Raw genomic sequence first — 23,733 nt, forward strand, 5'->3', positions numbered from 1 at the left:
CAACACGCGGCCGCGACGCCCTGGCGCCGCGGCCGCCTTCCCCGTCCACAACGAACAGAGCCCATCATGTTCGACGCCCAATGCGATCTTGCTGCCCTGGTCTATGACGAGCACGACGATCCCGATGCCATCCTGCGCGACTTCGCCTGTCATCTGAAGGCGCAGGGCGCGCGCGTGGTCGGCATGGTGCAGACCGGCCAATGCGCTGACGCCAGCCTGTCGGCCGTGCTGGTCCATAGCGGCGAGACGCTGCTGCTGGCGCAGCCGCCGAGCCCAAGTACCACGAGCCCTGGTGCCAGCGGCTGCAAGCTCGATCTGTCGCGGCTGCAGGATGCCGGCCTCCGGGTCGCCGACGCGCTTTCGGCCGGCGCCGATCTCGTCATCGTCAACCGCTTCGGCAAGCGGGAACGTGACGGCAAGGGCCTCGGCTTCCTGATCGAGCGCGCGCTCGACGCCGACATTCCCGTCGTGATCGCGGTGTCGCGCTCGAGCTTTGCCGACTGGGTCAAGTTCGCCCGCGGCATGAGCGTGAAGCTTGCCTGCGACCGCCACGCGCTCGACGCCTGGTGGCGCAACGTCTCGCTGCGGACCGCGGCCCGGGTCGCGCCGGATCACATCACGGTGTGCGAAGCGTTCAAGTAACTTCGGGTGGGTGAACCGTAGGCGTAACCCAATCTCCGCACTGTCACCGTCATCCCCGCGCAAAGGCTTCGCCTTTGTCGCTGGAGGAGCGCGCTCTTGCGCGCGTCTCGAAGGATCGACGGCCACCGGCCGGGCCGTGCATCCTTCGAGGCTCGCTCCGCTCGCACCTCCAGCGACAAAGGCGAAGCCTTTGCGCGGGGATGACGGGACAACGGAATCGGAGGATGGGTTAGCTAACCCACCCTACAGATCACGGCCGCGTTCACAGCGTCTCCTGCTTGTGGCCGCACTCCTTGCAGGCGAACTTGACGCGGGACTGGCCCTTTTCCGCCTGCACCCGGTTCGGCGCACCGCATTTGCCGCAAACGGCCTCGATCCGGGTCGTGCCCTGCTTGATGACGAGGTTCCGCTTTTCCATGGTCTCGCGGATCAGGCGCTCGGCCTCCTCGCGCAGCGATTGCTTCGACATCATACCCACCGGTCATTGGTTAGCGGGCGGCGTCATAGCACGACCCGATGAAGCTTTGACAGCGGGTATCGCAGCTAATTTTCGGCAATGCTAGACGATGAGACGGTCGACCGGCAGGCGAAAATGCCGAGGTTTCAGCGGTTTCGGCGGCCGACCGACGCGGAACACATTGACGAGGCGCAGATCGCCGCCAACCTTGCCGAGTTTTCGCAGCCGATCGTTGAAGTCAGGATGGTCTGATAGCGCCGAGATCGGGCACGCCGCGAACCCGGCGCGATCGATCTCCAGCCAGATCCGATAGAAATGCCGTCCCGTCGTGAGTGGATCCTCACCGACCGGGCGGCAGAACAGAACGATCGCCGATGCCGACGCGGTCTTGGCGCGGTCGGCGAGCAGCGATGCGGCGATGCCGAGACGATCAAGCGGCCTGAACAGGCCGCCAAGCACGAAGCGGGCTGCGGTCGCCTCGACCGCATTCATGGCGAGCGCGTCGCGGTTGAGACCGTCCAGCAGGTAATGCGGATGGCTCGGCGACAGCCGCATCCATGCGAGCAGCTCGCCGCGGTAGTCGTCGTCGCGGACAAAGGAGAACTCGGCCTGGTCGGCCCAGCCGGCGATATCAGCGATCACCTGGCGATCCCCAATGCAGATCACGTCGTCGCGCGCGGCGGCAAGCTGCGCCAGCGTCGCCGCATCATCAGGCGCCCCTACGAACCTGCCGCGCCACGACATGCGGTGCGTCACATGGCCGGCTAGCGGATCGGGCGCAACGCCCTGCCGGACCGCAAAGCTGCAGAGCGCGGTAAATTGCGGCGACAGCGGCTGCTCGATCGTCGTCATACCGGTGATGGCAAGGCCGCGGCGGTTGAGCGCGAGGCTCATGCCTTCGAGCGCCGCGCCGTGCGATACCAGCACGTCGTGCCCCGCGGGGTCGGCGACCGGCGCGCGTACGCTGACGTCGTCGACCAGCGCCAGCCGCCCGTCGGCAAGCAGCCGCCAGCGCGTCGGCTGGATATTGTGGACGCTCGGCGCCAGCCGCGCCTCCGCGACCAGCTCGCGCAACAGATCCGGCGTCAGCTCGCTCATGCCGCCGCCAGCCGTTTGGAGAACAGATGCAGCCGGTGCAGCGGCTGGGCGCCGACCTTCTCGACCTGGCGCAGCGACGGACCGTTGATATCGGCGATCCAGGTGCCGCCGAGCGTGCGGTAGCCGGCCTCCTGCAACGCCAGCGCCGTGCGATAGAGCATCGCGCCGTTGAGACCGCGATTGTGCAGGTCGCGGCAGACCGACTGATAGATCAGCACGGCGCGCGTGTTCATGATGCGGTGCTGCACGAACCTGAACAGCGCTGATAGCCCGATCCGGCCGCCGATCGCCTTGATCAACGGATTGAGATCGGGGATCGCGATGATCGCGCCGGCGGGCCGGCCGCGGTGATAGACCACGGTCGAAATCCGCTTGTCGATGATCCACATCATGTCGCCGGCCTGGAACAGATATTCGGCCGCGGTCGGCGGCACGAACATCGGGTTGTCGGCAAAGCCGTCATTGAGGATGAGGCGGGCGTCCTCCAGCCGCGCCTTGAAGGCGGAACGCCTGATCGGTTGCCAGACGAAGTCCTTGTCGGCAAGCACCGCGCGCTGCCTGTCGCCGAGCAATTGCTCCGGCTTGCCGCCGTCGAGCGCGATCTCGAACGTCGTCATCGGGAAGGTGGCGGCATAGCCGGCGCGTTCGAGGTGGCGCGCGATATGCGGCGGCGACCACATCATGTCGGCGAATGGTGCATGGTCGAATCCGTCGGTCATCACGCCGATCTGTTGCATCGCCGTCAGATTGAAATTGCCGGCGACGCGGCTCATGCCGCGCGCGGACAGCCATTGCTCGGCGGCGCGCAGCAGCGCGTCGGCCACCTCCGGCTCGTCGATGCAATCGAAGAAGCCGAATGCACCACGGCGGGTGCCGTGCTTGCGGTTGGAGGCGTCATGAATCGAGGCGGCGATGCGGCCGACCGGCCGTCCGTCGCGATGCGCGGAGAACAGCGCGTAGCGGCCGTGGCCTTCGGTGACGAACGGATTCTTCGCGGGATCGAACATCCGCTCGAAATCGCTCCACAGCGGCGGCACGTAGAGGCTGTCGGGTCCATAGGCATTGAGCGCCGCGTCGAATGCCGCTTTGCGGTCACCCTCCCTGATCTCGAGCGTCATTTGGCCTCCGGGGTCAACGCCAACAGCCGCCGCACCAGCGCCAGCGCGGTTTCGGTGGCAGGATCGGCCGCGGTCACCGGCACGGCGAGCACGATCAAGTCGAGCGGATCATGCGCGAGCACGATGACATGGGAGGCGCTGTTGGCCGTCATCAGCGAGACCATGCGTTCGGCCGCAGGATCAACCGCCGCCAGCCCCCACGGCGCATCGGACCGGCGCAGCACGCGCCTTTCCGACAGGAAATCGCGCAGCAGCGGCGGATCGTAGATCCCGAGCTCGCTCTCGCGAAAGTGCCGCGCGCTTTCGAAGATCGGATGCCGCGCGAGCTCGGCGATCAACTGCTCCCTTGTCTGCGCCGGCGACGCCGCCACCGAGTTGAGCACGCCGGGCTCCTGCGATTCGAACAGCGCGCGCAACGCGTCCGTCATCAGCCCGATGGTCAGCACGCCGGCAATCGCGACCGCGACGAACCGGACGATCTGCGCGGCGTCGACGTCGGGCGCCATGAAGGCGGCGGCGAGGCCCAGCAGGCCCGAAGAGATCAGCCGCAGCGCCATCATCGCTAGCCCATGGCGGCGGGTCTCGGCGCCGCCGCCGGCGATCAGCATCACGGTCACGGTGAGCAGCGCACCCAGCGCGCCGAGCCGGACTGGAATGTCCGGGAACAGCGTGCGGAAGTCGGTCAGGATGAACGGGATCACGACCAGCGCGCCGACCGCCATGCGGCCGATGCTGCGGTTTTCCGAGGCCATCAACGATGCGCGATCGCGCGTCGCCAGCAGCAGCGCGCAGGTGGCGAAAGCAAGCAGCTGAAACAGCGCAAGCGTGATCGCGTAAGGCATCGCGAAGCGCTGCAGCCCGAACAGGCCGCCGAGGCCGAGCAGGATGCCGCCGCCGAGCGCTGCGATCTTGACTGCGCGCGGCGCGTGGCGCCGCAGGATGCCTTCGGTGACGATCAGGGCGCCGAGCGGGATCAGTGCGGCCGGGATCACCGAGAGGCGGTCGAGCAGGCGGCTTCCGGTCCACCACGCAAGGCCGCGGTCGAGGAACAGGATCGCGATCACGCCGAGCGCAAGCAGCAGGCGGCGGGTCAGCGGGCTCCTTGGATCGCGCCGGTAGAACGTCATCATCGCCACCGCAAGGCCGATGGCGCCGCAGAGATTGACGATGGAATCGGCAATCGCCCCCGAGGTCATGTGCTGCCCGTCAATTGCTCGATCGCCCGGCGCACCAGCGGGCGCATCAGGGCGGCAACCAGCGCATTGCGCGGCCGCTCGATCGCAGGCCGGTGCGGATTGAGGAACCAGCCGCGGCAATCGGTGCCGGAGGTGCGGCCCAGGATCAGCGCCACCGCCTCATAGGCCATCAGCATGCCGGTCGAGATCACCATCGGCGCGAACGACATCCGGCTGCGGCGGCCGGCTGCGACTTCGCCGGCAATGGCGAGGTCGACATAGTTGCGCGACGAGGAGTGCAGCATCACGTGCTCGATCTCGGCACGCATCGCGGCGCGGCGGTCGTCCTCGGTGATATCGGTCCAGTCCTTGCCCGTCGTCGGATAGCCGAGGCGTTCCTCGGGCCTCGGATCGTGCGGCCGCACCACGATCACCGACGGCAGCGGCGACATATAGGCGTCGATCACGGTTGCATCAGCGGCTTTCGCGGTCCGGTACAGATGCACGCCGGCGGCGATGTCGTCCATGCCGTTGACGATCACAGGGCAACGCGCGGCGATCCCGGCGAGCTCATCGGTCCAGTTCTCGCCGAGCACCTCGATCTCGATGGTCGGGTTGATGCGTTTGGCGGCTTCGGCGGCGACCGCCGCCTTCTCGCGTCCGACCTCGTCGGCGAAAGCGAACACCTGGCGGTTGAGGTTGGAGACCTCGAAGCGGTCGATGTCGGCGATCACGAACTTGCCGACGCCGGCGCGCGCCAGCGCCATGAAGGCCGCGCCACCCATGCCGCCGACGCCGCAGACGAACACCCGCGCCTGGCGCAGCAGCTGCTGCTCGTGCTCGTCGATGAAGCCGATGTTGCGGCCGGTGAAGGAATAATAGTCGAAATTCATCGTGCCCCCCCGCTCTCCTGCCTGCGCGGCCGCAGCGTGCCGAAGGCGCGGCTGTCGTCCAGCCAATAGACCACCGGCAGCACCAGGCGCTGCAGCGCCAGCATCGCGGACGCCGCGAGCAGCGCCGGCAGCGAGCCCGACGGCACCTCGCGCATCAGGTAACGGCGCGCGCCGGCAAGATCGACGCGGCCGAGCTGCAGCACATCGTCGCCGCGGCCGTAATCCAGCTCGCGCGCGCAAAATTCGTTGTAGACGGCGTCGCGATGTTTCGCTGCGATCTCGAAGGTCTTCTTCAGCGCGTCCGAGCCGCCGGTATAGGCATTGGTGATGACCGAGCGCGCCTCGTCGAAGCCGGCCTCCTCGCCGACGCCGAATACCGCGCGATGCCGTGCCATGATGCCGCGCGCCAGCTGCAGATGCGCAAAGCTCTGCCGCGCGCCCGGCTGCGGCGACGGGAACACGTCCGAGAACGTGTCGCTGACCATGCCGACCACCGCCGGCACCTGGGTGACGTTGGAAATCCATTTCGGCCGCAGCCCGTCGCGGGCGAACAGCACCAGCGCGGTCAGGCCGTAAAGCACCCAGGACAGCCCCTGCCCGCGCACATCGGGATCGACCATGACGAGGCCGAGATGGGTGACTTCAGCGGGTTCGCCGTCGAGCGGCACGTCCATCACCGACAGCGCGTTGAAGGCGATCGGCCGCCCGCTGTCCTCCTCGGAGATCAGGGTGACGACGGCGCGCGACAGCCGCTCCGGCTCGCCGGAAAAGATGCCGTAGGTCAGGCTCTCCTCGGGCAGCGTCTTGGCGGCAACGATGCGCAGCTGCGCGACCAGTGCGTCGAGCTCGTCCTTCGGCAGCGACACGCCGGGCGATTCGACGATGCGGGTGCGCTGGCCGGCCTGGGTGCGCAAGGTGAGATCGATGGTCGGCTGCGACAACGCCTTCAACCAAAAGCCGGCATGGCTGCGCAGGCCGTCAAAGGCCGCGCGCGCCTTCGCAAAGCCCCTGCCGCCGCGCGAGGCCGGGGTCGGATCATCCGTGGACGCCATTTCTCTGTCCCTCGGGCGCGATCTCTGCACTCAGGCTTGTTAAAGAGCCATGAGCGCAACCTGCCGCTGTTGGCCGCAGGGTAAACAAGCCGTTCCGGAAACGGAACGAGTTGACCGCAACGGGTGGCGGCCTGTCTCGTCGTCATCGCGACGAGTGAAGCTCGTTGCTGCAACGGCGCTCGCTCCTTCACTGTCACCCCCGCGCAACGGCTTTGCCGTTGTCGCTGGAGGAGCGCGGAACGCGCGTCTCGAAGGGTCGACGGCCCGGGTGGTGGCCGTGCATCCTTCGAGGCTCGCTCCGCTCGCACCTCAGGATGACGGGACTACCAGGTCTGGCGCCCGATCGGCGCAAAGCGTCTGAGGCAAAAGCGGCGGGTGAAAGACACCCGCCGCTTCCGTCCTGCTCCGGCTCACGCTGCCTTGGAGACTTCCATCAGCAGGCGCTCGGCCTTGGCGTCCTCGATGCGGTTGACGAACTTGCTGCTCTCGTAATTGTCGCGCACGGTCTTGGTCATCGTCACGCAGGTCTGGATCAGCATCACGATGCCCATCGTCAGATAGCCCTTCATCCAGAGATCGATCGGCAGGAAGAACACGCCGATGCCGACGAGGAAGGCGGAGCCTGCGAAGGACGCGTAGGTGAAGGTGACCCAGGCGCCGCTGTGGGGTTGGATGGTCGGGTTCATGGTCGTCTCCTTGATGATAATTGGTTTGAAGTTGGCTTGGTTTCAGGCTCGAGGTTTCAGATTTGGGGCGGGCGCTTGGCTTTCAGCCGCGCCAGCACGTCGTCGGCAGTCGATTTCATGCGCGGGCCAAAGCCCTGCTCGGCGAGCCTCTCGGCGACGACAAGCGGTCCCGAGGCGGTATCGATTTCGAACAGCGCGTCGTCAGCCGCCTGGATCTCGATCTGCCGCTCGCGCAGCCGCTTCAGCGTGGCTTCCGCTTCCGGCAGCGTCGATTCGTAGGGGCGCGCCGCCTCGATGCCGCTCCGGCGCAGCGAGCGCACCGCCTCCGAGGCGCGGGCGAGGCGCCGGCCGCGATCGAGCTCGGCGATCCGCGCCTCGGCGCTGCCGACGTGACGCTTCAGCCGTGTGATCTCGGTGGCGAACAGGGTGCGCGCGGTCATCGCGGCATCGCGTTCGGCTTCGAGGTTGGCGATCGCCTGCGCGGCTTCGCGGGCGAGGTCTTCCCGGCCGCCCTCGAGCGCCGCTGACGCGCGCACCTCGAGATCGGCGATGCGGGCATTGGTGGCGTCAAGCCGCCGGCCCTCCTGCTGGTCGCCGGCGATCGCCAGTGCCAAGGTCCGCTTCGAGCGGTCGACGGCGGCGGCCGCATCGCGCATCTGCTGGTCGAGGATGACCAGCGCGGTCCGGTCTTGCAGTTCCTCTTCGGCGACCGCCACGCTGCCGCGGAAAAGTGTCAAAACAGTTTTGAACATTTGGTCACTCCCTGTTATGAGCATCGCTCATGAATCTCTTGTACCACATACTGAGCATTGCTCAAGTATTATTTGAGCGTCGCTCAAGCATGTGGTTAACGGCGGGTAAAACATGTCCAAAGCATTGGAACGACGTGCGAAACTGCGGGAAGCGCTGATCGAGGCGGCGGAACGGGCGATTGCGACAAAGGGTCTCGGCGGCCTGAAAACGCGCGAACTGGCCCAGGAAATCGGTGTCGCCAACGGCGGCGTCTACAATCTGGTCGAGGATGTCGACGAGCTGATCCTGCGCGTCGGCTCGCGCACGCTCGCCCGGCTCGACGCCTCGCTGTCGCTGGCCGAGATCGGCGGGGCGGCGGCGCCGCGCGAGATGCTGGTGCGCATCGCGGTGGCCTATTGCGACTTCGCCGCCGACAATCTCGAATTGTGGCGGGCGCTGTTCGAGCACCGCATGCAACCCGGCAAGCTGGTGCCGGAATGGGCCATCACGGAGCAGATGGAATTATTCCGCCACATCTACAAGCCGCTCGCCGCACTGTTCCCGCAGCGCTCGCCGGCGCAGCTCAGCGTCACCGCGCGCAGCCTGTTCTCCGCGGTGCACGGCATGGTCGCGCTCGGGCTGGAGCATAAGCTGATTGCGGTGCCGATCGGCGCGCTGCGCAGCGAGATCGGCACCCTGACACGCGCGATGGTCGACGGGCTGACGGCGAAGAAGGAGTAGCGCACCCGCCCGATGCCCCCGCTGTGCGGTCAAGCAGACGACTTGCCGCAGGGAGACGTGGATTTCAGCTGTTGCCCCAGGAGCAAGGGCGACGTAGCGATTGAGGTCAGGACGGCAGAAACCACTTGCGGAATGATCGGATAGTAGCCATTTACCTCAGATGGAGTTTCGGCCGAACGACTTGGCCTCGCCGCTGATAGCGCGCCTGACTGACGACCCTCCCCCCAAAACTTCGAACTAGAGCGTTTTCGAGCGAAGTGGCTACCGGTTCGCGTGAAGAAAACGCGCAAACGCGCATCTATTGAAGGACGAACTCCCATGAATACGGGAACTGTGAAGTGGTTTAACAGCCAAAAGGGTTTCGGCTTCATTCAGCCGGACCAGGGAGGCCAGGATGTTTTCGTTCATATCAGCGCCGTTGAACGCGCCGGCATGAGCACCCTCAACGAGGGGCAGAAGGTTTCTTTTGAAGTCGTTGCAGACCGCCGGACTGGCAAATCTGCTGCGGACAATCTGCGCGCCGCGTAAGCTGCCGCAATCGGCGCCATGCTGCTTTGACCACGGATGTACTGGCAGAGCCTCTGGTTTCGCGACCCCGCGACTGGTCACCCAGCCGCGGGCTTCTCTTTATCGCACCGCGCGCAATGCCCGCCAAGACCAGGACCTGAGCCGTCCGCTGGCGAGACGGCCCGCACATTGAAGCAATCGAGGTCGCGAGCGTGTCCACCAATATCGATCCAGTGTCGCAACACGACGACATCATGTACCCGCAGGTCCTCCCGTTCCTGCTGGTCCACGCAGGGTGTCTGGCGGCGATCTGGTCGGGCATCTCATGGCAAGCGATTACAATCTGCGTTGTTCTCTATTGGCTGCGCATGTTTGCGATCACGGCGGGCTATCATCGGTACTTCTCGCATCGCGCTTACTCAACAAGCCGGGCCTTTCAATTCATCCTTGCCTTCCTTGCCCAAAGCAGCGCCCAAAAAAGCGTGCTTTGGTGGGCTGCGAAACATCGGCATCACCATCTCCATTCCGACACCGAGCAGGATGTGCATTCCCCTCTGCACACGGGCCTCGTGTACAGTCATCTCGGCTGGATCTTCTATCGACAGCACGACGCAACCGATCTGACGAAAATCTCGGATTTTGCCGCGTATCCAGAGCTGATGTGGTTGCACAGATTCGAGGTTTTGCCAGCGGTCGTGGTCGCGGGCCTGTGCTTCCTCATTGGCGGATGGCCGGGGCTCGTGGTCGGTTTCCTCTGGAGCACCGTGCTGGTGTATCACGCCACGTTCTGCATCAACTCCCTCGCACATGTTCACGGAGGCAAGCGGTATGTGACGGGCGACGACTCCCGCAACAACTGGCTGCTGGCCCTGATTACGATGGGTGAGGGTTGGCACAACAATCATCACGCCTACCAAAGCAGTGCGCGGCAAGGCTTCCGCTGGTGGGAGATTGACGTGACCTATTATGTTCTGGTGGCCTTGTCCTGGCTCGGCGTTGTCTGGGATCTGAAGGCGCCGCCCGCGCTGGTTCTCCGCAACGAGCAGCGCCTGGGATCACGTGTGATCAAGCGAACGGCCGAGCAACTCGCGGGTCGCTTTAATCCCGAATACATCGCGCTGGCGATCAAATCGTCGGTCCATGAGACCGGAATGTCGGTGCGGGACGCGCTTTTCCTGTTGCAGCATCGTGCCGACCTGCATCTGCCCAGCATGCCAACGCGTGACCAGTTGCTGGCTGAAGCCCAGGCCATGTTCGCGAAGACGCCATCGCTGGACGATATCGTCGACCGTGCCCATGAACTCCTGGTGGAATCGGTTTGTTTTCTTCTGGCCGTTCCGCCTCCGGTGGCCGCCGTAAATCCGAAACCTTGAGCGGACGGTAGCATTTTGCCTCGGGCATCCCATATAGGGTCAATGACCAACTGGCAAAAGCCGAGCAAGCGAGAACCACCCAAGACCAAGGCTGAATTGCGCGAGATGCTGACCGAGGCTGTGCGCAACACGCCGAGCCCCGACCAGGTGCCGCAGCGGCGCCCGGCAAAGGCCAAAAAGATCGCGGCCGGGACGGCTGACGACTAACCCTCGCCCGCCACCCGACCGGATCGCCCGGCCCGGGATACGACCGTACTCCATTGGCGACGAGCGCGAAGATTTTCGCGAAGGAGTAGTATGCGCAAATTTCCCAAGCCGACCGAACAAGAGATCAATGAGGGACCCCAAGCGGTGTCTTTTCAGATCGCGAACGGAAACGCGCGGCAAGACTGCATCCTGCAAACCACATTCCCAACGAGGATGCAGGCGCACAAGTATCTGCTCACGAATTGGCCGACCATCGAAAAGATGGCTCGCGACGCCCTTGCGGCGGGAACCATCGAAGGCGGCCAGATCAAGCTCGTGATGATCTGAACAGCCCGTGGGAAACGCCTGAGCCTCACGGCTCCATCGTGTAGGCGCGCCCGGGTTCGAGCGCGTAGATCGTCAGAAAGCGCAGCGGACGTTCCGGGTCGCAGTTGCGAAACAGCGTGTGCGGAAGGTCGGGGCGATCCTGCAAGGTCTCGCCTGCCCGATACCGGCGCGGAGCCTCACTGCCATAGGCGGACTCGGCGACACCTTCGACGATGAAGATAATTCCCCCAACCGGATGCCGGTGCAGCGGCGCGACCCCGCCGGGCGGATAGGTCACCTCGGCAACGACGAGCTCGCGATCATCGCCGGGCAAAGCGAGACGCTCAAGGGTCTTGCGCGTCACCCCGGCAAACCCGGTCCGTTGGGCGTTTGCCTGACCGTCCTTGCCATCAGCCATTGGAATCCCTTTTCTCGTCACGTGAGCCGTCCCCCCGATCAAGTCGCGATGACCATGAGGGCGCCTCACCACGGCAACAAGATGTCGGAGCGACGGTTCAGCACGTCGGCTCCCGAGCAACACAGAATGGCCGAAGGCCTTGCCACCCTCGCTCCGACGTTGCAGGATTCTTGCACCGAAGAAACCTTCAGCAGTGGGCCTTGCATGGGAATGAGCATCGTGACGACGCGGTTGCCGGGGATCGCCGCCCTGGCGCTCAGCATTGCAGCATCAAGTGTCATGCCGGCGTTTGCGGCGCAAGCCGTATCCGAATGCTCGATGTCGGTCACATTGGCGGATTGGGGCGAGAACTCGACCGGCGATATCGACGTCGCGTCAGGCCAAAGCTGCCTGATCCCGATCGGGATCCGCGGCACGGTGACGGACTCCGCGATCTCGCAAAAGCCGACCTACGGCAAGTTGAAGAAGATCAACGCATTGACCTTCGAATACAGGGCGAAGGCCAAGTACAAGGGCAGCGACACCTTTGCCATCAAGGCAACGGGTCAAGGACCGAAGACTTCAGGCACCTCGGTCATCACCGTGCGCGCGACGATCAAGTAATTGCCCCCTTCGCGCGCCGAACAAGCACGGCGCGCGACAGATTCCTTGATGAACGGGCGTCAGGCCGGACGCGCGCCGGTGCGGATGATCGACCCGACATGCTGGCCGCGCAGTGCCGCGGTGAGCCGGCCGGGAACGAGGCCGTTCACGACCTGCACGCGCTCGATATGGCGGGCGTTCTTCATCACCTCGAGCAGCGCGGGATCGAACGGCAGCGTGCCCTTCAGCTTGGCAAGATCGGCGACGCTGGTCTCGCGCAGCAGCTGCGCCTTCTTGCCGTCGGGACCGTTCGGATCATCGGTATACACGCCGTCGACGTCCTCGACGATGGTGAGACCGGCCGCGCCGAGCGCATCGGCGAGCAGGAATGCACCGGTGTCGGCCCGATGCAGCGGGATGCGCGAGTCCGGAAATTCGTGATGGTGATAGGGCGGAAAGCCGCTGCCCACCACCGCGCGGGCCGCGGAGAGGTGGATCGCAAGCTGGCTCGCGATGGTCGGGTGCTCGATATAGGAGACGCCTTCCGGCGCGAGCAGGCAGGCCAGGATATGACCGTTCTGGCCGGCCTCGCTCGCCGCGAGCGGCGCGAGCGAGCCGACCGGCAGACCGAGGTCGAGGCCGACGCTGTAGAGGTGGCGGGCGCGGATGCCGGCGCCGGTCAGGATCAAGAGGCGGTGCTCCGGCAACAGCGAGCGCAGCTCGTCGACGATCGGCAGGATCGCTTCATGGCCGCGATCCATGATCGAGCGGCCGCCGATCTTCACCACCTGCACCCAGGGCAGCAGGGGTATAGGGCGTCCGCCGGCAACGGGACGGGTAAGATCGCTGTCGAGCAGGGTCTGGCGCGCGAGCGGCGAGGCGACGTGCTTGGTGGTATCATCCATGGTCGTGTCTCTCTCAGCTCGCGGTGATGATGGTGCCGACATGCTCGCCCGCGAGCGCGCGGGTGAGATTGCCGGGGACAAGGCCATTGACGACCTGCACCTCGCGGACATGGCGTGCGGCGGCGAGCAGATCGAGCACCGGGAATTCGAGGATCGAATCCTGCAATCCCTTCGCCTTCATCTCCGCGACCGAGATTTTCGGAATGAAGGTGGCGCCCTTCGAGGTCTTGGGGTTCGCGGTATAGAGGCCGTTCTCGTCCTTCACATAGATCATCGCCTTGCAGCCGAACTGCTCGGCGACCAGGAAGCATCCGGCGTCGGTGCGGTACGGCGGGATCATGCCTTCGGGTGCGGGGCGCATCCACAAGCCATAAGGCGGCATGCCGCTGAAGATCACCGCATTCACCTCGGCGAGATAGAGCGGCACGGCCGATAGCCCGGCGCCGCTGACCGCGGAGATGCCGTGCTTGGCAAGCAGCTGCCCCAGCATCACGGCGTTCTGATCGGCGACCGAGGCGCCGAGTTGCGACAGCACGCCGGCCGGCAGGCGAAGCCCGGCCGCGATCGAATAGAGATGCCGGGCGCGGGTGCCCGCGCCGGTCCCGATCAGGAGCTTGTGGGCCTTGCGGGCCGCGACGATCTCGTCGACCAGCGGATAGACGGCGGCGCGGCCGCGGTCGATGACGCTCTGGCCGCCGATCTTGATCACGGTCGCATCCGGCAGGATCCGGAAATCCGACGCCGCTTCCGCCGCCGCCAAAAGCTGCGGATCTGTCAGCGACCGCTGCATCAGGAGCCCTTCAAGCTCTGCCGTCGTGTTTGCCATGAGAAACGTTCCTTTTCCGATGCGCCTGGCATCGCTTCCGAATTGCACTGGTAGCGGTAAGCCGGCCGGGTCTCAAGATGCAATGGCAATGATGGCGCACCCCGGCGGTCGTGGCGCTGACGTGCTAAGCTTAGATAATCACATGACCATCCCCGCCTGGCGCGACGCGCGGTCAGCCAAACCGAACGGTGATGTCTTCGAGGGGAATGCCGCCGGCCAAGCGTGATGCCGCCAGGCCGCGAGGAGAATGTCGGGATCTGGGAATGATTGTTCAGGGAGGCAATGACCTCCCCGGCAATCGCTTCGAAGTTGGCTTGCGCCGTCATGCGACATGTCTACACCGGGGTGCCTGATCTTCCCCCGAAAAAATGGACAAGGTTAAGCTGCTTTTAGCTCCATCTCGATCGGACTGACATAGCCGATGGCGGAGTGACGACGAGTTCGATTGTAGAAGCCTTCAATGTAAGCAAAGATATCACGTGTGGCCTCTGCGCGTGTTGCATAGTGAGTGTGGTAGACGAGCTCGATTTTGAGCGTGTGAAAGAAGCTCTCCATTGGAGCATTGTCATAGCAGTCGGCCTTGCGGCTCATCGATGCCCTCAAGCCGGCAGATTGCACGACCTTGCGGTATTCCGCCGATGCGTATTGGACGCCGCGATCGGAATGATGGATCAGACCGGCGCCAGGCCGCTGCGCTGAGACGGCCATCCGCAAGGCTGCCAGCGGCAGCTCGGCACGCAAATGATCCGCCATCGCCCAGCCGACGATCCTGCGGCTGTACAAATCCATGACGGTGGCCAGATAGAGCCAACCCTGATCGGTCTCGATGTAGGTGATATCGGCGAGCCAGATCCGGTTCGGCGCAGTGGCGGTGAAGTTGCGCTCGAGCAGGTTCGCCGCGATCGGGAGGTCATGACGGCTATCGGTCGTCCGCACCCGGCGAGGCCGTGCCATGATGGCCCTGATACCGTGATGGCGCATCAGCCGCTCGATGCGGCCACGGCTCGCCCCGCGGCCCTGGGCCTTCAATTCGACATGGATACGCGGGCTGCCGTAGCGTCCGTTTGTCTCGCGATGGACGCGCTTGATGTCGTCGACAAGCTCACGGTTGGCGACCGATCGCTGGCTCTCCGGCCGGGAGCGCCAAGCATAATAGCCGGCCGGCGAGACACCGAGCACGTCGCACAGGATCGTCACAGGATAGTCGGCGCGGCGATCTTCGATGAAGCGGAATCTCATTTCGGCCCCCCAGCAAAGATCGCGATCGACTTTTTTAAAATGTCGCGCTCCATGCGCAGCCGCTCGTTCTCTCGCTGCAGACGAGCGATCTCCGCCGCGTGGTCCGCCGACGGCAGCGTCGCTTGCGTTGTGGGGCGCCGCGCCGCAGCCGTCGGCTCTCGCCCAGTTCCACGTAGTTCCACCCAGCGCCGCAAAACTGAATCGCGCAGGCCAAGTTCCTTGGCCACCGATCCGATCGAGCGGCCACTCGAAGCGACCAGATCGACCGCTTGCCGCTTATAGTCGTCCGTAAACGACCTACGCTGACGTCCTTCCATCCAACACCTCTCCTGGCTCTTCGAGCCTACTACAGGTGTCCATCAATTCGGAGGAGGTTCAGCCGACAGCGTCCAATCAACGGCGAAGTGCTAGGGCAAGATGAGTTTACTTCAAATCGAGCAACGGACTCCACCTCGCCCCGCGTGCGGGGAGAGGTCGGAACGCATCGTTAGATGCGTTCCGGGTGAGGGGGAGCCTCCGCAAGCGCAGCTATCGCCGAATACGCGGAGACGGCCCCTCACCCCAACCCTCTCCCCGTTAAGAACGGGGAGAGGGAGCGCAGCGTCTTCGTGGTTGCTATCCAACCTAATCTCATCACGTCCTAGTTGGGCGTGAAGATCACCTTACCCTTGAACGCCGCGGCCTTGGCGATCGCTTCCGAAAATCCCTCGAGGCCGTAGGTCCCGACGACCGGCGCGCTGATCGCGCCGGATGCGACCATCGGCACCAGATGATCGTACATCGTGGCCAATGCCTCGTCGGTTGCGGTCTTGCCCCAATGTCCGAGCCAGAAGCCGCGCACCGACACCTCATTGAAGATCACGCTCAGGGCCGAACCTGAGAACGGCTGTCCGCTCATCGCGCTGTAGATGACCAGCACGCCCTTCGGCGCGAGGCAATTCATCAGGTTCAAGGCCGACGTGCCGCCGACGACGTCGAGCGCGAGCTGGATCGGCGCCTTGCCGGTCTCCCTGGCGACGCGCTTGGCGAGATCGGGTCCATCGACCAGCACGATATCGCCGCCGATCGCCTTGACTTCATCCACGACCTCTTCGCGCCGCACGACGTTGACCGTCTTGAGGCCGAGCGACTTGGCGATACCGATCACCGCGCGCGCGGTCGCCGAGTTGGCGCCGTTCTGGATCACCCAGCCGCCGCGCGCGACTTTGACGAAGTCGGTCAGCAGCAGATAGGCGGTCGCCGGATTGACCCCGATCATCGAGAGCTGCTGCACATCAGCGCTTTCGGGCAGCGGGCGCTGCCACGACGCCGTGAACTTGACGCGTTCGGTCCAGGTCGGGACCGTGAACGGAATCAGCGTGCGGTCGCCCGCCCTGAGGTTCTTCACCTGCGGCCCCGCCGCGATCACCCGCCCGACGCCCTCGATCCCGAGCGTGGCCGGCGGCGACGGCAGATAGCCGTAGCGCCCCGCCATGATCATGAAATCCGAGTTGTTGATCGGCGCCGCCTCGACGGCGACCACCACCTCGTCGGGGCCGGGGCCGCCGACGTCAGCCACCTCGTTGAGCTTGACCACATCAGCAGGACGTCCGAACGCAACAACCTGAACCGCCTTCATGGCACCATCTCCCGATTTCGTTATGTACCAATAAGTACATAATGAGGCTCGCGTCAATGGCTCGGACTGCCCTCACAGCAAGGTGAAGGCTTCACATCCGACGCGGGAGTACATAAAACAGCGGTATGGCAAGGCCGCGCAGCTTCGATCCGGACGATGTCCTGGAAATCGCCCGTCAGGTGTTCTGGCAGAAGGGGTTTCAGGCAACCTCACTCGACGAGATCACGGCGGCGAGCGGCATCGCCAAGCCCAGCCTCTACGCGGCTTTCGGCGACAAGAGCGCGCTATTCCTGAAGGTGCTCGATCGTTACCACGATGGCATTCTGGGCTGGGCCGAGCGCACCCTGGCGCAGCCGGGGCCCGCGCGCGAAGTCGTCGGGCAGTGGCTCACCGGGTTCATCCCCTATTGCTCGGGCGAGAAGGGACAACACGGCTGCCTGTCGATCAATTCCGCGACCGACGGCTCGCTCGATCAGGCCGAGGTCCGCAAGAGCATCGAGCGCTACAACAGGCGGCTCGAAGAGCTGTTGCGCACGCGGCTGCGCGCCGATCGCGCCCAGTTCAGGAAGGGTTTTGACCCCGACGTCACCGCGCACACCATCATGGTGGTGCATGCCGGCCTGCTGGCGCTCGCGCATCAGAGGCCGGATTCGAGGCAGGTGAAGGCCGTGATCGACCAGGTGATGGGCCTGCTCGCCTGACTTTTGCCGGCATCCGGGCTGGCCCCGGGGCACGCCGCGCCCTCGCATGAATGTGAATATATGACACTCATCATCTTATTGATGTAAAATTCTCGATGACCATTTCCGGATTGGCTGACACGGGCTTTTCGGATTTGGGGATCAGATGAACAAACCGTTTTTGCGTGCGACGCTCGTTTTATTCACCGCGCTGCTGGCGACGCCGGCGTTCGGTCCGGCTCAAGCCCATGATCACCAGCGTCCCGAGCTGAACGCCTGGTATGAGAGCTTGCAAAGCGGCAAGGGACCCTGCTGCGACGGCAGTGACGCGCGGCGCGTCGATGATGCCGATTGGGACACCAAGGACGGTCACTACCGCGTGCGCCTCGAGGGCGAGTGGGTCGACGTTCCCGAGGACGCCGTCGTATCCGGACCGAACCGCGCCGGCCGCACCATGGTCTGGCCGTATTATCTGGATGGTCACCCGCGACCGCGCTGCTTCATGCCGGGCAGCATGGGCTGAGCAATCGCGATGGCCCTGCGCGGGCCGAGTGGTCGGCGAACGCGGCCGGTCAGAGATCGAGCTGGATCCGGCCCTCGCCCTCGGCGTCCGGCTGCGCCGGCACGGCGCAACAGATCAGCACCTCGTCATCGGCCACCTCGGCGGTGGGCTCCTTCACATAAGTCACCGCGCCTGCCAGCAATCGGGTTCGGCACGTTCCGCAATTGCCTTCGCGGCAACTGAACACGGGGCTGAGACCGCGCTCTTCCGCCAGTTCGAGCAGCGTTCCCGACTCCGGCGTCCAGCGCGCCTCCTTCAGCGATGCGGTGAAGACCACCGGGACCGGCATGGTCGCGGGCGGCCGGCGCGGTGGTGCGGCCGTGACCACGTCCGGCTTCCGCACCAGCGACGACGGACCGAACGCCTCAGCGCGAATCCTGTCGTCGGCAATGTTGTAGCCGCGCAGGGCGTCATAGAGTGACTGCGTGAACTGCGGCGGCCCACACAGATAGAAGTCATAGTCGTTGAACGGCAGGACGCGCGACAGCAGCGCCATGTCGATCCGCCCGGCGGCGTCATAGTCGGCACCCTGTTCGGCGCCATCGACGTCGCCGAGCACGCGGATGATGCGGACGGAACCACCGGCGGCCTCAGCCAGTTGCCGCAATTCGTCGCCGAACGCACGATCCTGCTTCGTGTGCGCGGCCTGGAACAGGAAGGTCGGCCGGATGCCGCGGGTGCGCAGGCCCTCGTAGACCACGTGGCGCAGCATCGCGAGCATCGGCGTGATGCCGACGCCGCCGGCGAGCAGCACCGCGGGCCGCTTCTCGCGCGCATCGATCGTGAAGCCGCCGCTCGGCGCGCCCGCTTCGATGATGTCGCCGACATGGATGTGGTCGTGGAGATGCTGCGACACCAGGCCGTCGCGCTTCACGCTGATGCGGTACTTGCCGTCGGACGGCGCGACCGAGACCGTGTAGGTGCGGATGACGGGCTTGTCCGTCCCGGGGATCGAGAGGCGGATCGGCAGATGCTGCCCCGCCGCGTGCGGAAGCAACCCTGCCCCGTCATCCGGCTGCAAATGAAACGAGCGGATCGAGCGGCTCTCGTCGACGATGTCAGTCACCTTGAACGGACGCCATTGCGTCGCAAGCTCGGCCGCGCGGATGCGGTCGGCGGCCTGCGCCCAGTTGCCGGTCATCAACGCATTCGGCGACCAGCCGTCCGCCCGGAACGCCCAGCGCAGCGGCAGCGCGCCGCGCCGGCGCACCACACGGCGGGCGCGGAAGCTCCACAGCCGTTCGGCGCCCTGGAACGCCGCGACCTCCGGCGAGTCCAGGATCACCTCGGCGTCACCGCTCAGTTGCAGCAGGTCGCCGGTTTCGAAATCGGCAAACACCAGCCCGGCCTTGCCGTTGAGGTGGATGTTGCCGAGCGTGTTGAAGAACAGATTGCCGGCGAAATCAGGAATCGTCAGCGTGCCGTCGTCGCCAACCCGGACGAAGCCCGCTTTGCCGCCGCGATGCGAGACGTCGACCTGGCGGCGGTCCTCGCGTTCGGCATAAGACGCCACGAAGAACGTGTCGGCCGCCTTGATCATGTCGCGCGCGGCCTGATCGAGCGTCGCGCTCCGCTCGATCTCCCCGGTGAACGGCTGATTCGGCTCGCGCACGAAGCGGAAATCGCGCAGCTGGATGTACTGCGGACAATTGCCGAAGCTCTGATCGAGTTCGAAGTTGAGCACCTTGCCCGACGATTCACCAAGCAACCCATTCGCACGGTTGCGGCGCCGCGTGTGCAACTCGATCCCCAGCAATCCGATCGCATCGCCGTCGCGCATGCCCTCGCTGACGGGATCGCTGGGGTCGGGCCGCGCATCGATCTCGAGGCTGTGTGGCGTCGGCGACGAAATGAAGCCGGGCCGGCCGGCGAGCAGCGAGGCCCATGCGTCGCCGCTGCGGTCGACGCTGCCGACGACGATGAAGGGGATTTGCGCGAAGAAGTCGCGGTGCTGGTCGGGCATGAAGTCGCGCACCGCGCGTTGGCCGACGGCCTCCATCTTCTCGGCTACGCCAACCCTCTGCTGGATCGCCTTTTCGCCGGCGTGCCAGGTGGCCAGCTTGCTCTTGGTTCGCCTGTCGCTCATCTCACAGCCCTCCCCTTCGGGGGTTGGACGGGCGCGCCCGAAGGCGCGCCCGGTCGGCACGTTACGCTGCCGTAGCCAGACCGACGCGGGTCTTGGCGAACGGCACGAAGCCCGGCAGCGCCTCGATCCGGCGCAGCAGCGCGTTTACACGCGAGTAGGCGGAGAGATCGACATTGCCCTCGGGCGCGCTCGACAGATAGCTGTAGAGCGCGACATCGGCGATCGTCGGCCCCGTGCCGACCAGCCAGTCGCGACCCGCGAGATGCGCCTCGAGCCGCTTCAGCAGGAGGTGGGCGCGGGCGATCACGTCGTCCGGATTATGCTTGGCACCAAACACGGTGATGAGCCGCGCCGCAGCAGGTCCGAACGCGAGATCGCCGGCGGCGACCGACAGCCAGCGCTGCACGGCGGCCGCACTCTTCGCATCCTGCGGCAGCCAATCGGTGCGGCCGAGCTTGGTCGCGAGGTAGACCAGGATCGCGTTGGAATCGGCAATGATGGTGCCGTCATCGTCCAGCACCGGCACCTGGCCGAACGGATTGAGCGCGAGGAATTCCGGCGTCTTCTGCGCGGCGGACTTGAGGTCGACCTCGACCAGCTCGTGCGGAATGCCCAGCAGGGAGATGAACAGGCGGGCGCGATGCGCGTGGCCGGAAAGAGCAAAGTGATAGAGCTTCATGATGCCGTTCCTGATGTCGTGGACGGGATCCATTCCCGACCGCGTCCTCAAGGTGGCCCATTGCACGTCACATTATAATCTCCGACAACGGCACTTCATTATTGCAAATAGTGCAACTATCTCATTTCTCGTCATGGCCGGGCTCGTCCCGGCCACCCACGTCTTTTCCATCAACCAAGCAAAGACGTGGATGCCCGGCACAACGCCGGGCGTGACGGTTTCGTGGCGGCGGCCCTTACACCTCGACGATCACGTAATTGTCTTCGATGTGCACCGGGAACGTCTCGGCGACGTACGGCCCCTTCTGCAACTCCGCGCCGCTTTCGACCGCGATCGGATAGGAGCGGATCTTGAACCGTTTCGGATCGAACCAGGACTGGCCGTTGCGCATGTCGAATTCCCAGCCGTGCCAAGGACAGCGCAGCATCTCGCCGACGCGGTCGCGCTGATAGATGCCGGGCTCGGGCGAGGTCAGCCGCGCGACGCAGGCCGCCTTCTCCAGCGGCGCGCCCTCGTGCGGGCAGCGATTGAGCAACGCGAAGAACTCGCCATTGACGTGGAACACGACGATATCGCGGCCCTCAAGGCCGAACACTTTGTTTCCGCCGGCGGGAATTTCGCTGGTGCGCGCGACGATGTGGCGGGTCATCTGAATCCTAAAGCGTGATGAGATTAGGTCGAATAGCGACCGCGACGGCACTGCGCTCCCTCGCCCCGTTCTTACGGGGAGAGGGTTGGGGTGAGGGGCCGTCTCCGCGCATACGGTGGTAGTTGTATTCGCGGAGGCTCCCCCTCACCCGGAATGCATCTAACGATGCATTCCGACCTCTCCCCGCGCGCGGGGCGAGGTGAAGCGGAGTCCGCCGCTCGGTTCGAAGCACAGTCATCTTGTCTTAAAACTTGTAGACCGCGCGGGCGTTGCTGTTGAAGATCTTGCGTCGCTCGGCCTCCGTCAGCGGCGTCTTGAACGCGTAGCGCGCGTCGTCATAGTCCCAGTGCGGATAGTCCGACGAGAACAGCAGCCGGTCGATCCCGACCCATTCGATCAGCTGACGCAGATGCCTGGCGTCATCGGGCTCGTCGATCGGCTGGGTCGTGAACCAGAAATGCTCCTTCACATATTCGCTCGGCTTGCGCTTGAGGTGCGGCACCTCGCTGCGGAAGCGCTCGAAATGCTGGTCCATCCGCCACATCGTCGCGGGAATCCAGCCGAAGCCGCCCTCGATGAACACGATCTTCAATTTTGGGAAGCGCTCCGGAACGCCTTCCAGAACAAGGCTCGTGAGGTTCGAGGCCACCGTGTGCGCGTTCGACTGATGCTCCTCGCAATAATAGGACGGCCAGCCGCCGCCGGTCGGCGCGTGCCCGCCATAGCCGCCGACATGGATGCCGAGCGGCAGATCGAGCTCCTGCGCGCGTTGATAGATCGGCCAGTAGCGGCGGCGGCCGAGCGGCTCGTTGGCCCGCGGCGAGACGTTGATCTGGATGTATTCGCCGGTCTTGGCGCAGCGCTCGATCTCGGCGAGGCCGAGGTCGGAGCCATCCTGCCCGACCAGGATCGAGGCCTTTAGCCTGGGATCGCGATGCGCCCAGAAGGCGAGCTGCCAGTCGTTGATGGCGCGCTGGATCGCGGCGCCGAATTCCAGATTCTGCTGCGAGAAGATGAAGAGGTCTAGCACCTGCAGAATCCCGAACTCGACGTCGAAGGGATCGAGGTGCTGCTTGCGCATGAAATCGAGATCGGAGCCGGGCACGCCGCCGGTCGGCGGCCAGGCATCGCGCCGCGCGATCAGCGGCGAGGAGCGCGGATACGGCGTGGTGCCGATATAGGGCGTGCGCAGATGGCTGCCATATTCCTTCAGATGCTGCTGCCAGCGTTTTGGCAGGAACTCGTTGAGGTCGCTGTGCGCATGGATGCTCGGATGAATGTCGCAATCGATGATCTTCAGCCGCGTCGCGGCGGTGGTCTCCTGGTCGAGCATCGGACGGTCGATGACATCACTCATGCGATCCTCGTTTTTGTTTGGCGCATGATCTTATCGGAAAACCGGTTCCCACTTTTCCGGATCATGCGCGCGAACTAGGAATCGAGCTTCAGGCGCGGAAAGGTCTCCAGCGGATTATCCTCGCACATCCGCTTGACGATACTGTCAGGCAGATATCGCGGGATCGGATCGCCGCCGTCGAACTGCCAGTGCGGATAGTCGGATGCGAACAGGAACATCTTGTCGGAGCCGATCTGGTCGATGACGTCGGCGACACCGGTGGCATCCGGCGGGCCGTCGAACGGCTGCATGGTGACGCGGAAATGGTCGCGGATGATCGCGGCCGGCTCGCGCTCGACCCACGGCACCTCGACACGCACGCCGCGCCAGGTCTTGTTCGCCCGCCACATGAACGCCGGCAGCCAGCTGACGCCCGACTCCATCAGCACCACAGTCAATCCGGGATACTTCCCGAACACGCCCTCATAGATCAGGCTCAGCGCCTGCGCCTGGAACGCCTGCGCTTCCGCGAGATAATATTCGTAGCGATAGGACGGCCAGCCGATCGAGCTCGGCGCGCCGCGGTAGGCGCTGCCGGCGTGGATTGCGATCGGCAATCTGTACTTCTCCGCGGCCTGATAGATCGGCCAGTAATGCCGCCGCCCGAGCAGCGCCTCGCCTTGCGAGGGCACCAGCACGGAGACGAAGCGATGATCGCCGGCCCTGCGCTCGATCTCCTCGACCGCAAGGTCCGGCGCCTGGATCGGCACCACGATCGAGGCGCGCAGCCGCGTGTCCCTGGCAAGCCACTCGGCGGCGATCCAGTCGTTGATCGCCTTGCAGAAGTCTGCCGCCATGTAGGAATCGAACACCGCCTGCGCGCCATAGACGACGTTGCAGATCGCATGGCTGGCGCCGAGTTGGTCGAACGCGCCGCGCTGCACCATGGCGAGATCGCTGCCAGGCTTGCTTCCGTCGGAAGGCCGCCAGTCGGCGCGGCCGGACAGCGGCATCGACGGCGGATAGGAATTGAGGTCGAGCCCGTCGATGGCGCGGCTGACGACCTGTTCCTTCCAGTGATCGCTGAGATAAGGCAGCAGCGTGGTGCGCGTTCCCCCCACCGCGGGATGGATGTCGCAGTCGATGCGCGTGGCCACCATGGCGCT

27 protein-coding genes are annotated in these 23,733 nt (G+C 65.0%); 9 read left to right on the top strand and 18 right to left on the bottom strand.

Annotated elements, in window-relative coordinates; all coding sequences use genetic code 11:
* The first annotated feature begins 66 nt into the window (after window positions 1-66).
* Window positions 67-642, top strand: coding sequence for a DUF2478 domain-containing protein (locus V5279_RS37540; protein ID WP_338691955.1), 576 nt, complete (start codon window positions 67-69; stop codon window positions 640-642).
* A 262-nt stretch (window positions 643-904) separates the two neighbouring features.
* On the opposite strand, the gene V5279_RS37545 is transcribed toward V5279_RS37540, so the two are convergent.
* From V5279_RS37545 to V5279_RS37580, 8 genes are all read right to left on the bottom strand, one after another.
* Window positions 905-1,111, bottom strand: coding sequence for a hypothetical protein (locus tag V5279_RS37545; RefSeq protein ID WP_029079341.1), 207 nt, complete (start codon window positions 1,109-1,111; stop codon window positions 905-907).
* A gap of 90 nt (window positions 1,112-1,201) precedes the next feature.
* Window positions 1,202-2,197 (bottom strand): hypothetical protein, encoded by a 996-nt coding sequence (locus V5279_RS37550; protein WP_338691956.1) that lies wholly within the window; start codon window positions 2,195-2,197, stop codon window positions 1,202-1,204.
* A complete protein-coding gene (locus V5279_RS37555) occupies window positions 2,194-3,315 on the bottom strand; it encodes a GNAT family N-acetyltransferase (RefSeq protein WP_338691957.1) in 1,122 nt (373 codons plus the stop codon). The genes V5279_RS37550 and V5279_RS37555 overlap by 4 nt, the downstream gene beginning before the upstream one ends.
* Window positions 3,312-4,511, bottom strand: coding sequence for a hypothetical protein (locus tag V5279_RS37560; RefSeq protein ID WP_338691958.1), 1,200 nt, complete (start codon window positions 4,509-4,511; stop codon window positions 3,312-3,314). The genes V5279_RS37555 and V5279_RS37560 overlap by 4 nt, the downstream gene beginning before the upstream one ends.
* Complete coding sequence (locus tag V5279_RS37565; RefSeq protein WP_338691959.1) at window positions 4,508-5,383, bottom strand: ThiF family adenylyltransferase; 876 nt, start codon at window positions 5,381-5,383, stop codon at window positions 4,508-4,510. Before V5279_RS37565 ends, V5279_RS37560 begins: the two co-directional genes overlap by 4 nt.
* Entirely contained in the window at window positions 5,380-6,435 is a 1,056-nt protein-coding gene (locus tag V5279_RS37570; RefSeq protein ID WP_338691960.1) for a hypothetical protein, read from the bottom strand. The genes V5279_RS37565 and V5279_RS37570 overlap by 4 nt, the downstream gene beginning before the upstream one ends.
* 410 nt (window positions 6,436-6,845) lie before the next feature.
* A complete protein-coding gene (locus tag V5279_RS37575) occupies window positions 6,846-7,121 on the bottom strand; it encodes a YiaA/YiaB family inner membrane protein (RefSeq protein WP_338691961.1) in 276 nt (91 codons plus the stop codon).
* A gap of 56 nt (window positions 7,122-7,177) precedes the next feature.
* On the bottom strand, window positions 7,178-7,873 hold the full coding sequence (locus V5279_RS37580; protein WP_338691962.1) for a PspA/IM30 family protein: 696 nt from the start codon (window positions 7,871-7,873) through the stop codon (window positions 7,178-7,180).
* Between the two features lie 112 nt (window positions 7,874-7,985).
* On the opposite strand from V5279_RS37580, the gene V5279_RS37585 reads away from it, so the two are divergent.
* The 5 genes from V5279_RS37585 to V5279_RS37605 all read left to right on the top strand — a co-directional run bounded on the left by V5279_RS37585 (window position 7,986) and on the right by V5279_RS37605 (window position 11,008).
* Entirely contained in the window at window positions 7,986-8,594 is a 609-nt protein-coding gene (locus V5279_RS37585) for a TetR/AcrR family transcriptional regulator (RefSeq protein WP_338691963.1), read from the top strand.
* Window positions 8,595-8,912: 318 nt separating this feature from the next.
* Entirely contained in the window at window positions 8,913-9,122 is a 210-nt protein-coding gene (locus V5279_RS37590; RefSeq protein WP_029079350.1) for a cold-shock protein, read from the top strand.
* A 233-nt stretch (window positions 9,123-9,355) separates the two neighbouring features.
* Complete coding sequence (locus V5279_RS37595; RefSeq protein ID WP_338701608.1) at window positions 9,356-10,474, top strand: acyl-CoA desaturase; 1,119 nt, start codon at window positions 9,356-9,358, stop codon at window positions 10,472-10,474.
* A 42-nt stretch (window positions 10,475-10,516) separates the two neighbouring features.
* Window positions 10,517-10,681, top strand: coding sequence for a hypothetical protein (locus V5279_RS37600; RefSeq protein ID WP_166298851.1), 165 nt, complete (start codon window positions 10,517-10,519; stop codon window positions 10,679-10,681).
* 90 nt (window positions 10,682-10,771) lie between these two features.
* Window positions 10,772-11,008 carry a hypothetical protein gene (locus tag V5279_RS37605; protein ID WP_338691964.1) on the top strand — a complete coding sequence of 79 codons (237 nt, stop codon included), beginning with the start codon at window positions 10,772-10,774 and terminating at the stop codon, window positions 11,006-11,008.
* Between the two features lie 25 nt (window positions 11,009-11,033).
* On the opposite strand, the gene V5279_RS37610 is transcribed toward V5279_RS37605, so the two are convergent.
* Complete coding sequence (locus V5279_RS37610; protein ID WP_338691965.1) at window positions 11,034-11,405, bottom strand: cupin domain-containing protein; 372 nt, start codon at window positions 11,403-11,405, stop codon at window positions 11,034-11,036.
* A gap of 219 nt (window positions 11,406-11,624) precedes the next feature.
* Between V5279_RS37610 and V5279_RS37615 the strand changes: the two genes are divergently transcribed.
* Window positions 11,625-12,008, top strand: coding sequence for a hypothetical protein (locus V5279_RS37615; protein ID WP_338691966.1), 384 nt, complete (start codon window positions 11,625-11,627; stop codon window positions 12,006-12,008).
* A gap of 59 nt (window positions 12,009-12,067) precedes the next feature.
* On the opposite strand, the gene V5279_RS37620 is transcribed toward V5279_RS37615, so the two are convergent.
* The 4 genes from V5279_RS37620 to V5279_RS37635 all read right to left on the bottom strand — a co-directional run bounded on the left by V5279_RS37620 (window position 12,068) and on the right by V5279_RS37635 (window position 16,575).
* Window positions 12,068-12,892: a molybdenum storage protein subunit alpha gene (locus V5279_RS37620; protein ID WP_338691967.1), complete on the bottom strand. Its 825-nt coding sequence runs from the start codon at window positions 12,890-12,892 to the stop codon at window positions 12,068-12,070.
* Window positions 12,893-12,905: 13 nt separating this feature from the next.
* Complete coding sequence (locus V5279_RS37625; protein ID WP_338691968.1) at window positions 12,906-13,718, bottom strand: uridine kinase; 813 nt, start codon at window positions 13,716-13,718, stop codon at window positions 12,906-12,908.
* A gap of 378 nt (window positions 13,719-14,096) precedes the next feature.
* A protein-coding gene (locus V5279_RS37630; RefSeq protein WP_414645828.1) for an IS3 family transposase occupies window positions 14,097-15,274 on the bottom strand; the annotation gives its coding sequence in 2 pieces (ribosomal slippage) (window positions 14,097-14,983 and window positions 14,983-15,274; 1,179 coding nt in all).
* A gap of 323 nt (window positions 15,275-15,597) precedes the next feature.
* Complete coding sequence (locus V5279_RS37635) at window positions 15,598-16,575, bottom strand: zinc-dependent alcohol dehydrogenase family protein (protein ID WP_338691969.1); 978 nt, start codon at window positions 16,573-16,575, stop codon at window positions 15,598-15,600.
* A 125-nt stretch (window positions 16,576-16,700) separates the two neighbouring features.
* On the opposite strand from V5279_RS37635, the gene V5279_RS37640 reads away from it, so the two are divergent.
* Window positions 16,701-17,276: a TetR/AcrR family transcriptional regulator gene (locus tag V5279_RS37640; RefSeq protein WP_338691970.1), complete on the top strand. Its 576-nt coding sequence runs from the start codon at window positions 16,701-16,703 to the stop codon at window positions 17,274-17,276.
* Window positions 17,277-17,421: 145 nt separating this feature from the next.
* The gene (locus tag V5279_RS37645; RefSeq protein WP_338691971.1) at window positions 17,422-17,778 is read left to right on the top strand and encodes a hypothetical protein; all 357 of its coding nucleotides are present in this window, start codon (window positions 17,422-17,424) and stop codon (window positions 17,776-17,778) included.
* A gap of 49 nt (window positions 17,779-17,827) precedes the next feature.
* On the opposite strand, the gene V5279_RS37650 is transcribed toward V5279_RS37645, so the two are convergent.
* The 5 genes from V5279_RS37650 to V5279_RS37670 all read right to left on the bottom strand — a co-directional run bounded on the left by V5279_RS37650 (window position 17,828) and on the right by V5279_RS37670 (window position 23,727).
* The gene (locus tag V5279_RS37650; protein WP_338691972.1) at window positions 17,828-19,903 is read right to left on the bottom strand and encodes a pyridoxamine 5'-phosphate oxidase family protein; all 2,076 of its coding nucleotides are present in this window, start codon (window positions 19,901-19,903) and stop codon (window positions 17,828-17,830) included.
* A gap of 61 nt (window positions 19,904-19,964) precedes the next feature.
* Window positions 19,965-20,582 (bottom strand): glutathione S-transferase, encoded by a 618-nt coding sequence (locus V5279_RS37655; protein WP_338701610.1) that lies wholly within the window; start codon window positions 20,580-20,582, stop codon window positions 19,965-19,967.
* Window positions 20,583-20,817: 235 nt separating this feature from the next.
* Window positions 20,818-21,231, bottom strand: a complete 414-nt coding sequence (locus V5279_RS37660; protein WP_338691973.1) for a Rieske (2Fe-2S) protein — start codon at window positions 21,229-21,231, stop codon at window positions 20,818-20,820.
* Between the two features lie 244 nt (window positions 21,232-21,475).
* Complete coding sequence (locus tag V5279_RS37665) at window positions 21,476-22,588, bottom strand: amidohydrolase family protein (RefSeq protein ID WP_338691974.1); 1,113 nt, start codon at window positions 22,586-22,588, stop codon at window positions 21,476-21,478.
* Between the two features lie 74 nt (window positions 22,589-22,662).
* Window positions 22,663-23,727, bottom strand: coding sequence for an amidohydrolase family protein (locus tag V5279_RS37670; protein WP_338691975.1), 1,065 nt, complete (start codon window positions 23,725-23,727; stop codon window positions 22,663-22,665).
* Window positions 23,728-23,733: the final 6 nt, after the last annotated feature.

The sequence above is a fragment of the Bradyrhizobium sp. 26S5 genome, from assembly GCF_036923295.1.
Lineage (GTDB): Bacteria > Pseudomonadota > Alphaproteobacteria > Rhizobiales > Xanthobacteraceae > Bradyrhizobium > Bradyrhizobium septentrionale.

Bases quoted from the DNA above. Each gene is read 5' to 3' on its own strand.
- V5279_RS37580 (WP_338691962.1), bottom strand. From the start codon at position 7,873: ATGTTCAAAACTGTTTTGACACTTTTCCGCGGCAGCGTGGCGGTCGCC.
- V5279_RS37670 (WP_338691975.1), bottom strand. From the start codon at position 23,727: ATGGTGGCCACGCGCATCGACTGCGACATCCATCCCGCGGTGGGGGGA.
- V5279_RS37645 (WP_338691971.1), top strand. From the start codon at position 17,422: ATGAACAAACCGTTTTTGCGTGCGACGCTCGTTTTATTCACCGCGCTG.
- V5279_RS37620 (WP_338691967.1), bottom strand. From the start codon at position 12,892: ATGGATGATACCACCAAGCACGTCGCCTCGCCGCTCGCGCGCCAGACC.
- V5279_RS37595 (WP_338701608.1), top strand. From the start codon at position 9,356: ATGTACCCGCAGGTCCTCCCGTTCCTGCTGGTCCACGCAGGGTGTCTG.
- V5279_RS37565 (WP_338691959.1), bottom strand. From the start codon at position 5,383: ATGAATTTCGACTATTATTCCTTCACCGGCCGCAACATCGGCTTCATC.
- V5279_RS37625 (WP_338691968.1), bottom strand. From the start codon at position 13,718: ATGGCAAACACGACGGCAGAGCTTGAAGGGCTCCTGATGCAGCGGTCG.
- V5279_RS37560 (WP_338691958.1), bottom strand. From the start codon at position 4,511: ATGACCTCGGGGGCGATTGCCGATTCCATCGTCAATCTCTGCGGCGCC.
- V5279_RS37555 (WP_338691957.1), bottom strand. From the start codon at position 3,315: ATGACGCTCGAGATCAGGGAGGGTGACCGCAAAGCGGCATTCGACGCG.
- V5279_RS37640 (WP_338691970.1), top strand. From the start codon at position 16,701: ATGGCAAGGCCGCGCAGCTTCGATCCGGACGATGTCCTGGAAATCGCC.
- V5279_RS37600 (WP_166298851.1), top strand. From the start codon at position 10,517: ATGACCAACTGGCAAAAGCCGAGCAAGCGAGAACCACCCAAGACCAAG.
- V5279_RS37665 (WP_338691974.1), bottom strand. From the start codon at position 22,588: ATGAGTGATGTCATCGACCGTCCGATGCTCGACCAGGAGACCACCGCC.
- V5279_RS37610 (WP_338691965.1), bottom strand. From the start codon at position 11,405: ATGGCTGATGGCAAGGACGGTCAGGCAAACGCCCAACGGACCGGGTTT.
- V5279_RS37660 (WP_338691973.1), bottom strand. From the start codon at position 21,231: ATGACCCGCCACATCGTCGCGCGCACCAGCGAAATTCCCGCCGGCGGA.
- V5279_RS37635 (WP_338691969.1), bottom strand. From the start codon at position 16,575: ATGAAGGCGGTTCAGGTTGTTGCGTTCGGACGTCCTGCTGATGTGGTC.
- V5279_RS37550 (WP_338691956.1), bottom strand. From the start codon at position 2,197: ATGAGCGAGCTGACGCCGGATCTGTTGCGCGAGCTGGTCGCGGAGGCG.
- V5279_RS37570 (WP_338691960.1), bottom strand. From the start codon at position 6,435: ATGGCGTCCACGGATGATCCGACCCCGGCCTCGCGCGGCGGCAGGGGC.
- V5279_RS37585 (WP_338691963.1), top strand. From the start codon at position 7,986: ATGTCCAAAGCATTGGAACGACGTGCGAAACTGCGGGAAGCGCTGATC.
- V5279_RS37605 (WP_338691964.1), top strand. From the start codon at position 10,772: ATGCGCAAATTTCCCAAGCCGACCGAACAAGAGATCAATGAGGGACCC.
- V5279_RS37590 (WP_029079350.1), top strand. From the start codon at position 8,913: ATGAATACGGGAACTGTGAAGTGGTTTAACAGCCAAAAGGGTTTCGGC.
- V5279_RS37655 (WP_338701610.1), bottom strand. From the start codon at position 20,582: ATGAAGCTCTATCACTTTGCTCTTTCCGGCCACGCGCATCGCGCCCGC.
- V5279_RS37650 (WP_338691972.1), bottom strand. From the start codon at position 19,903: ATGAGCGACAGGCGAACCAAGAGCAAGCTGGCCACCTGGCACGCCGGC.
- V5279_RS37575 (WP_338691961.1), bottom strand. From the start codon at position 7,121: ATGAACCCGACCATCCAACCCCACAGCGGCGCCTGGGTCACCTTCACC.
- V5279_RS37540 (WP_338691955.1), top strand. From the start codon at position 67: ATGTTCGACGCCCAATGCGATCTTGCTGCCCTGGTCTATGACGAGCAC.
- V5279_RS37545 (WP_029079341.1), bottom strand. From the start codon at position 1,111: ATGTCGAAGCAATCGCTGCGCGAGGAGGCCGAGCGCCTGATCCGCGAG.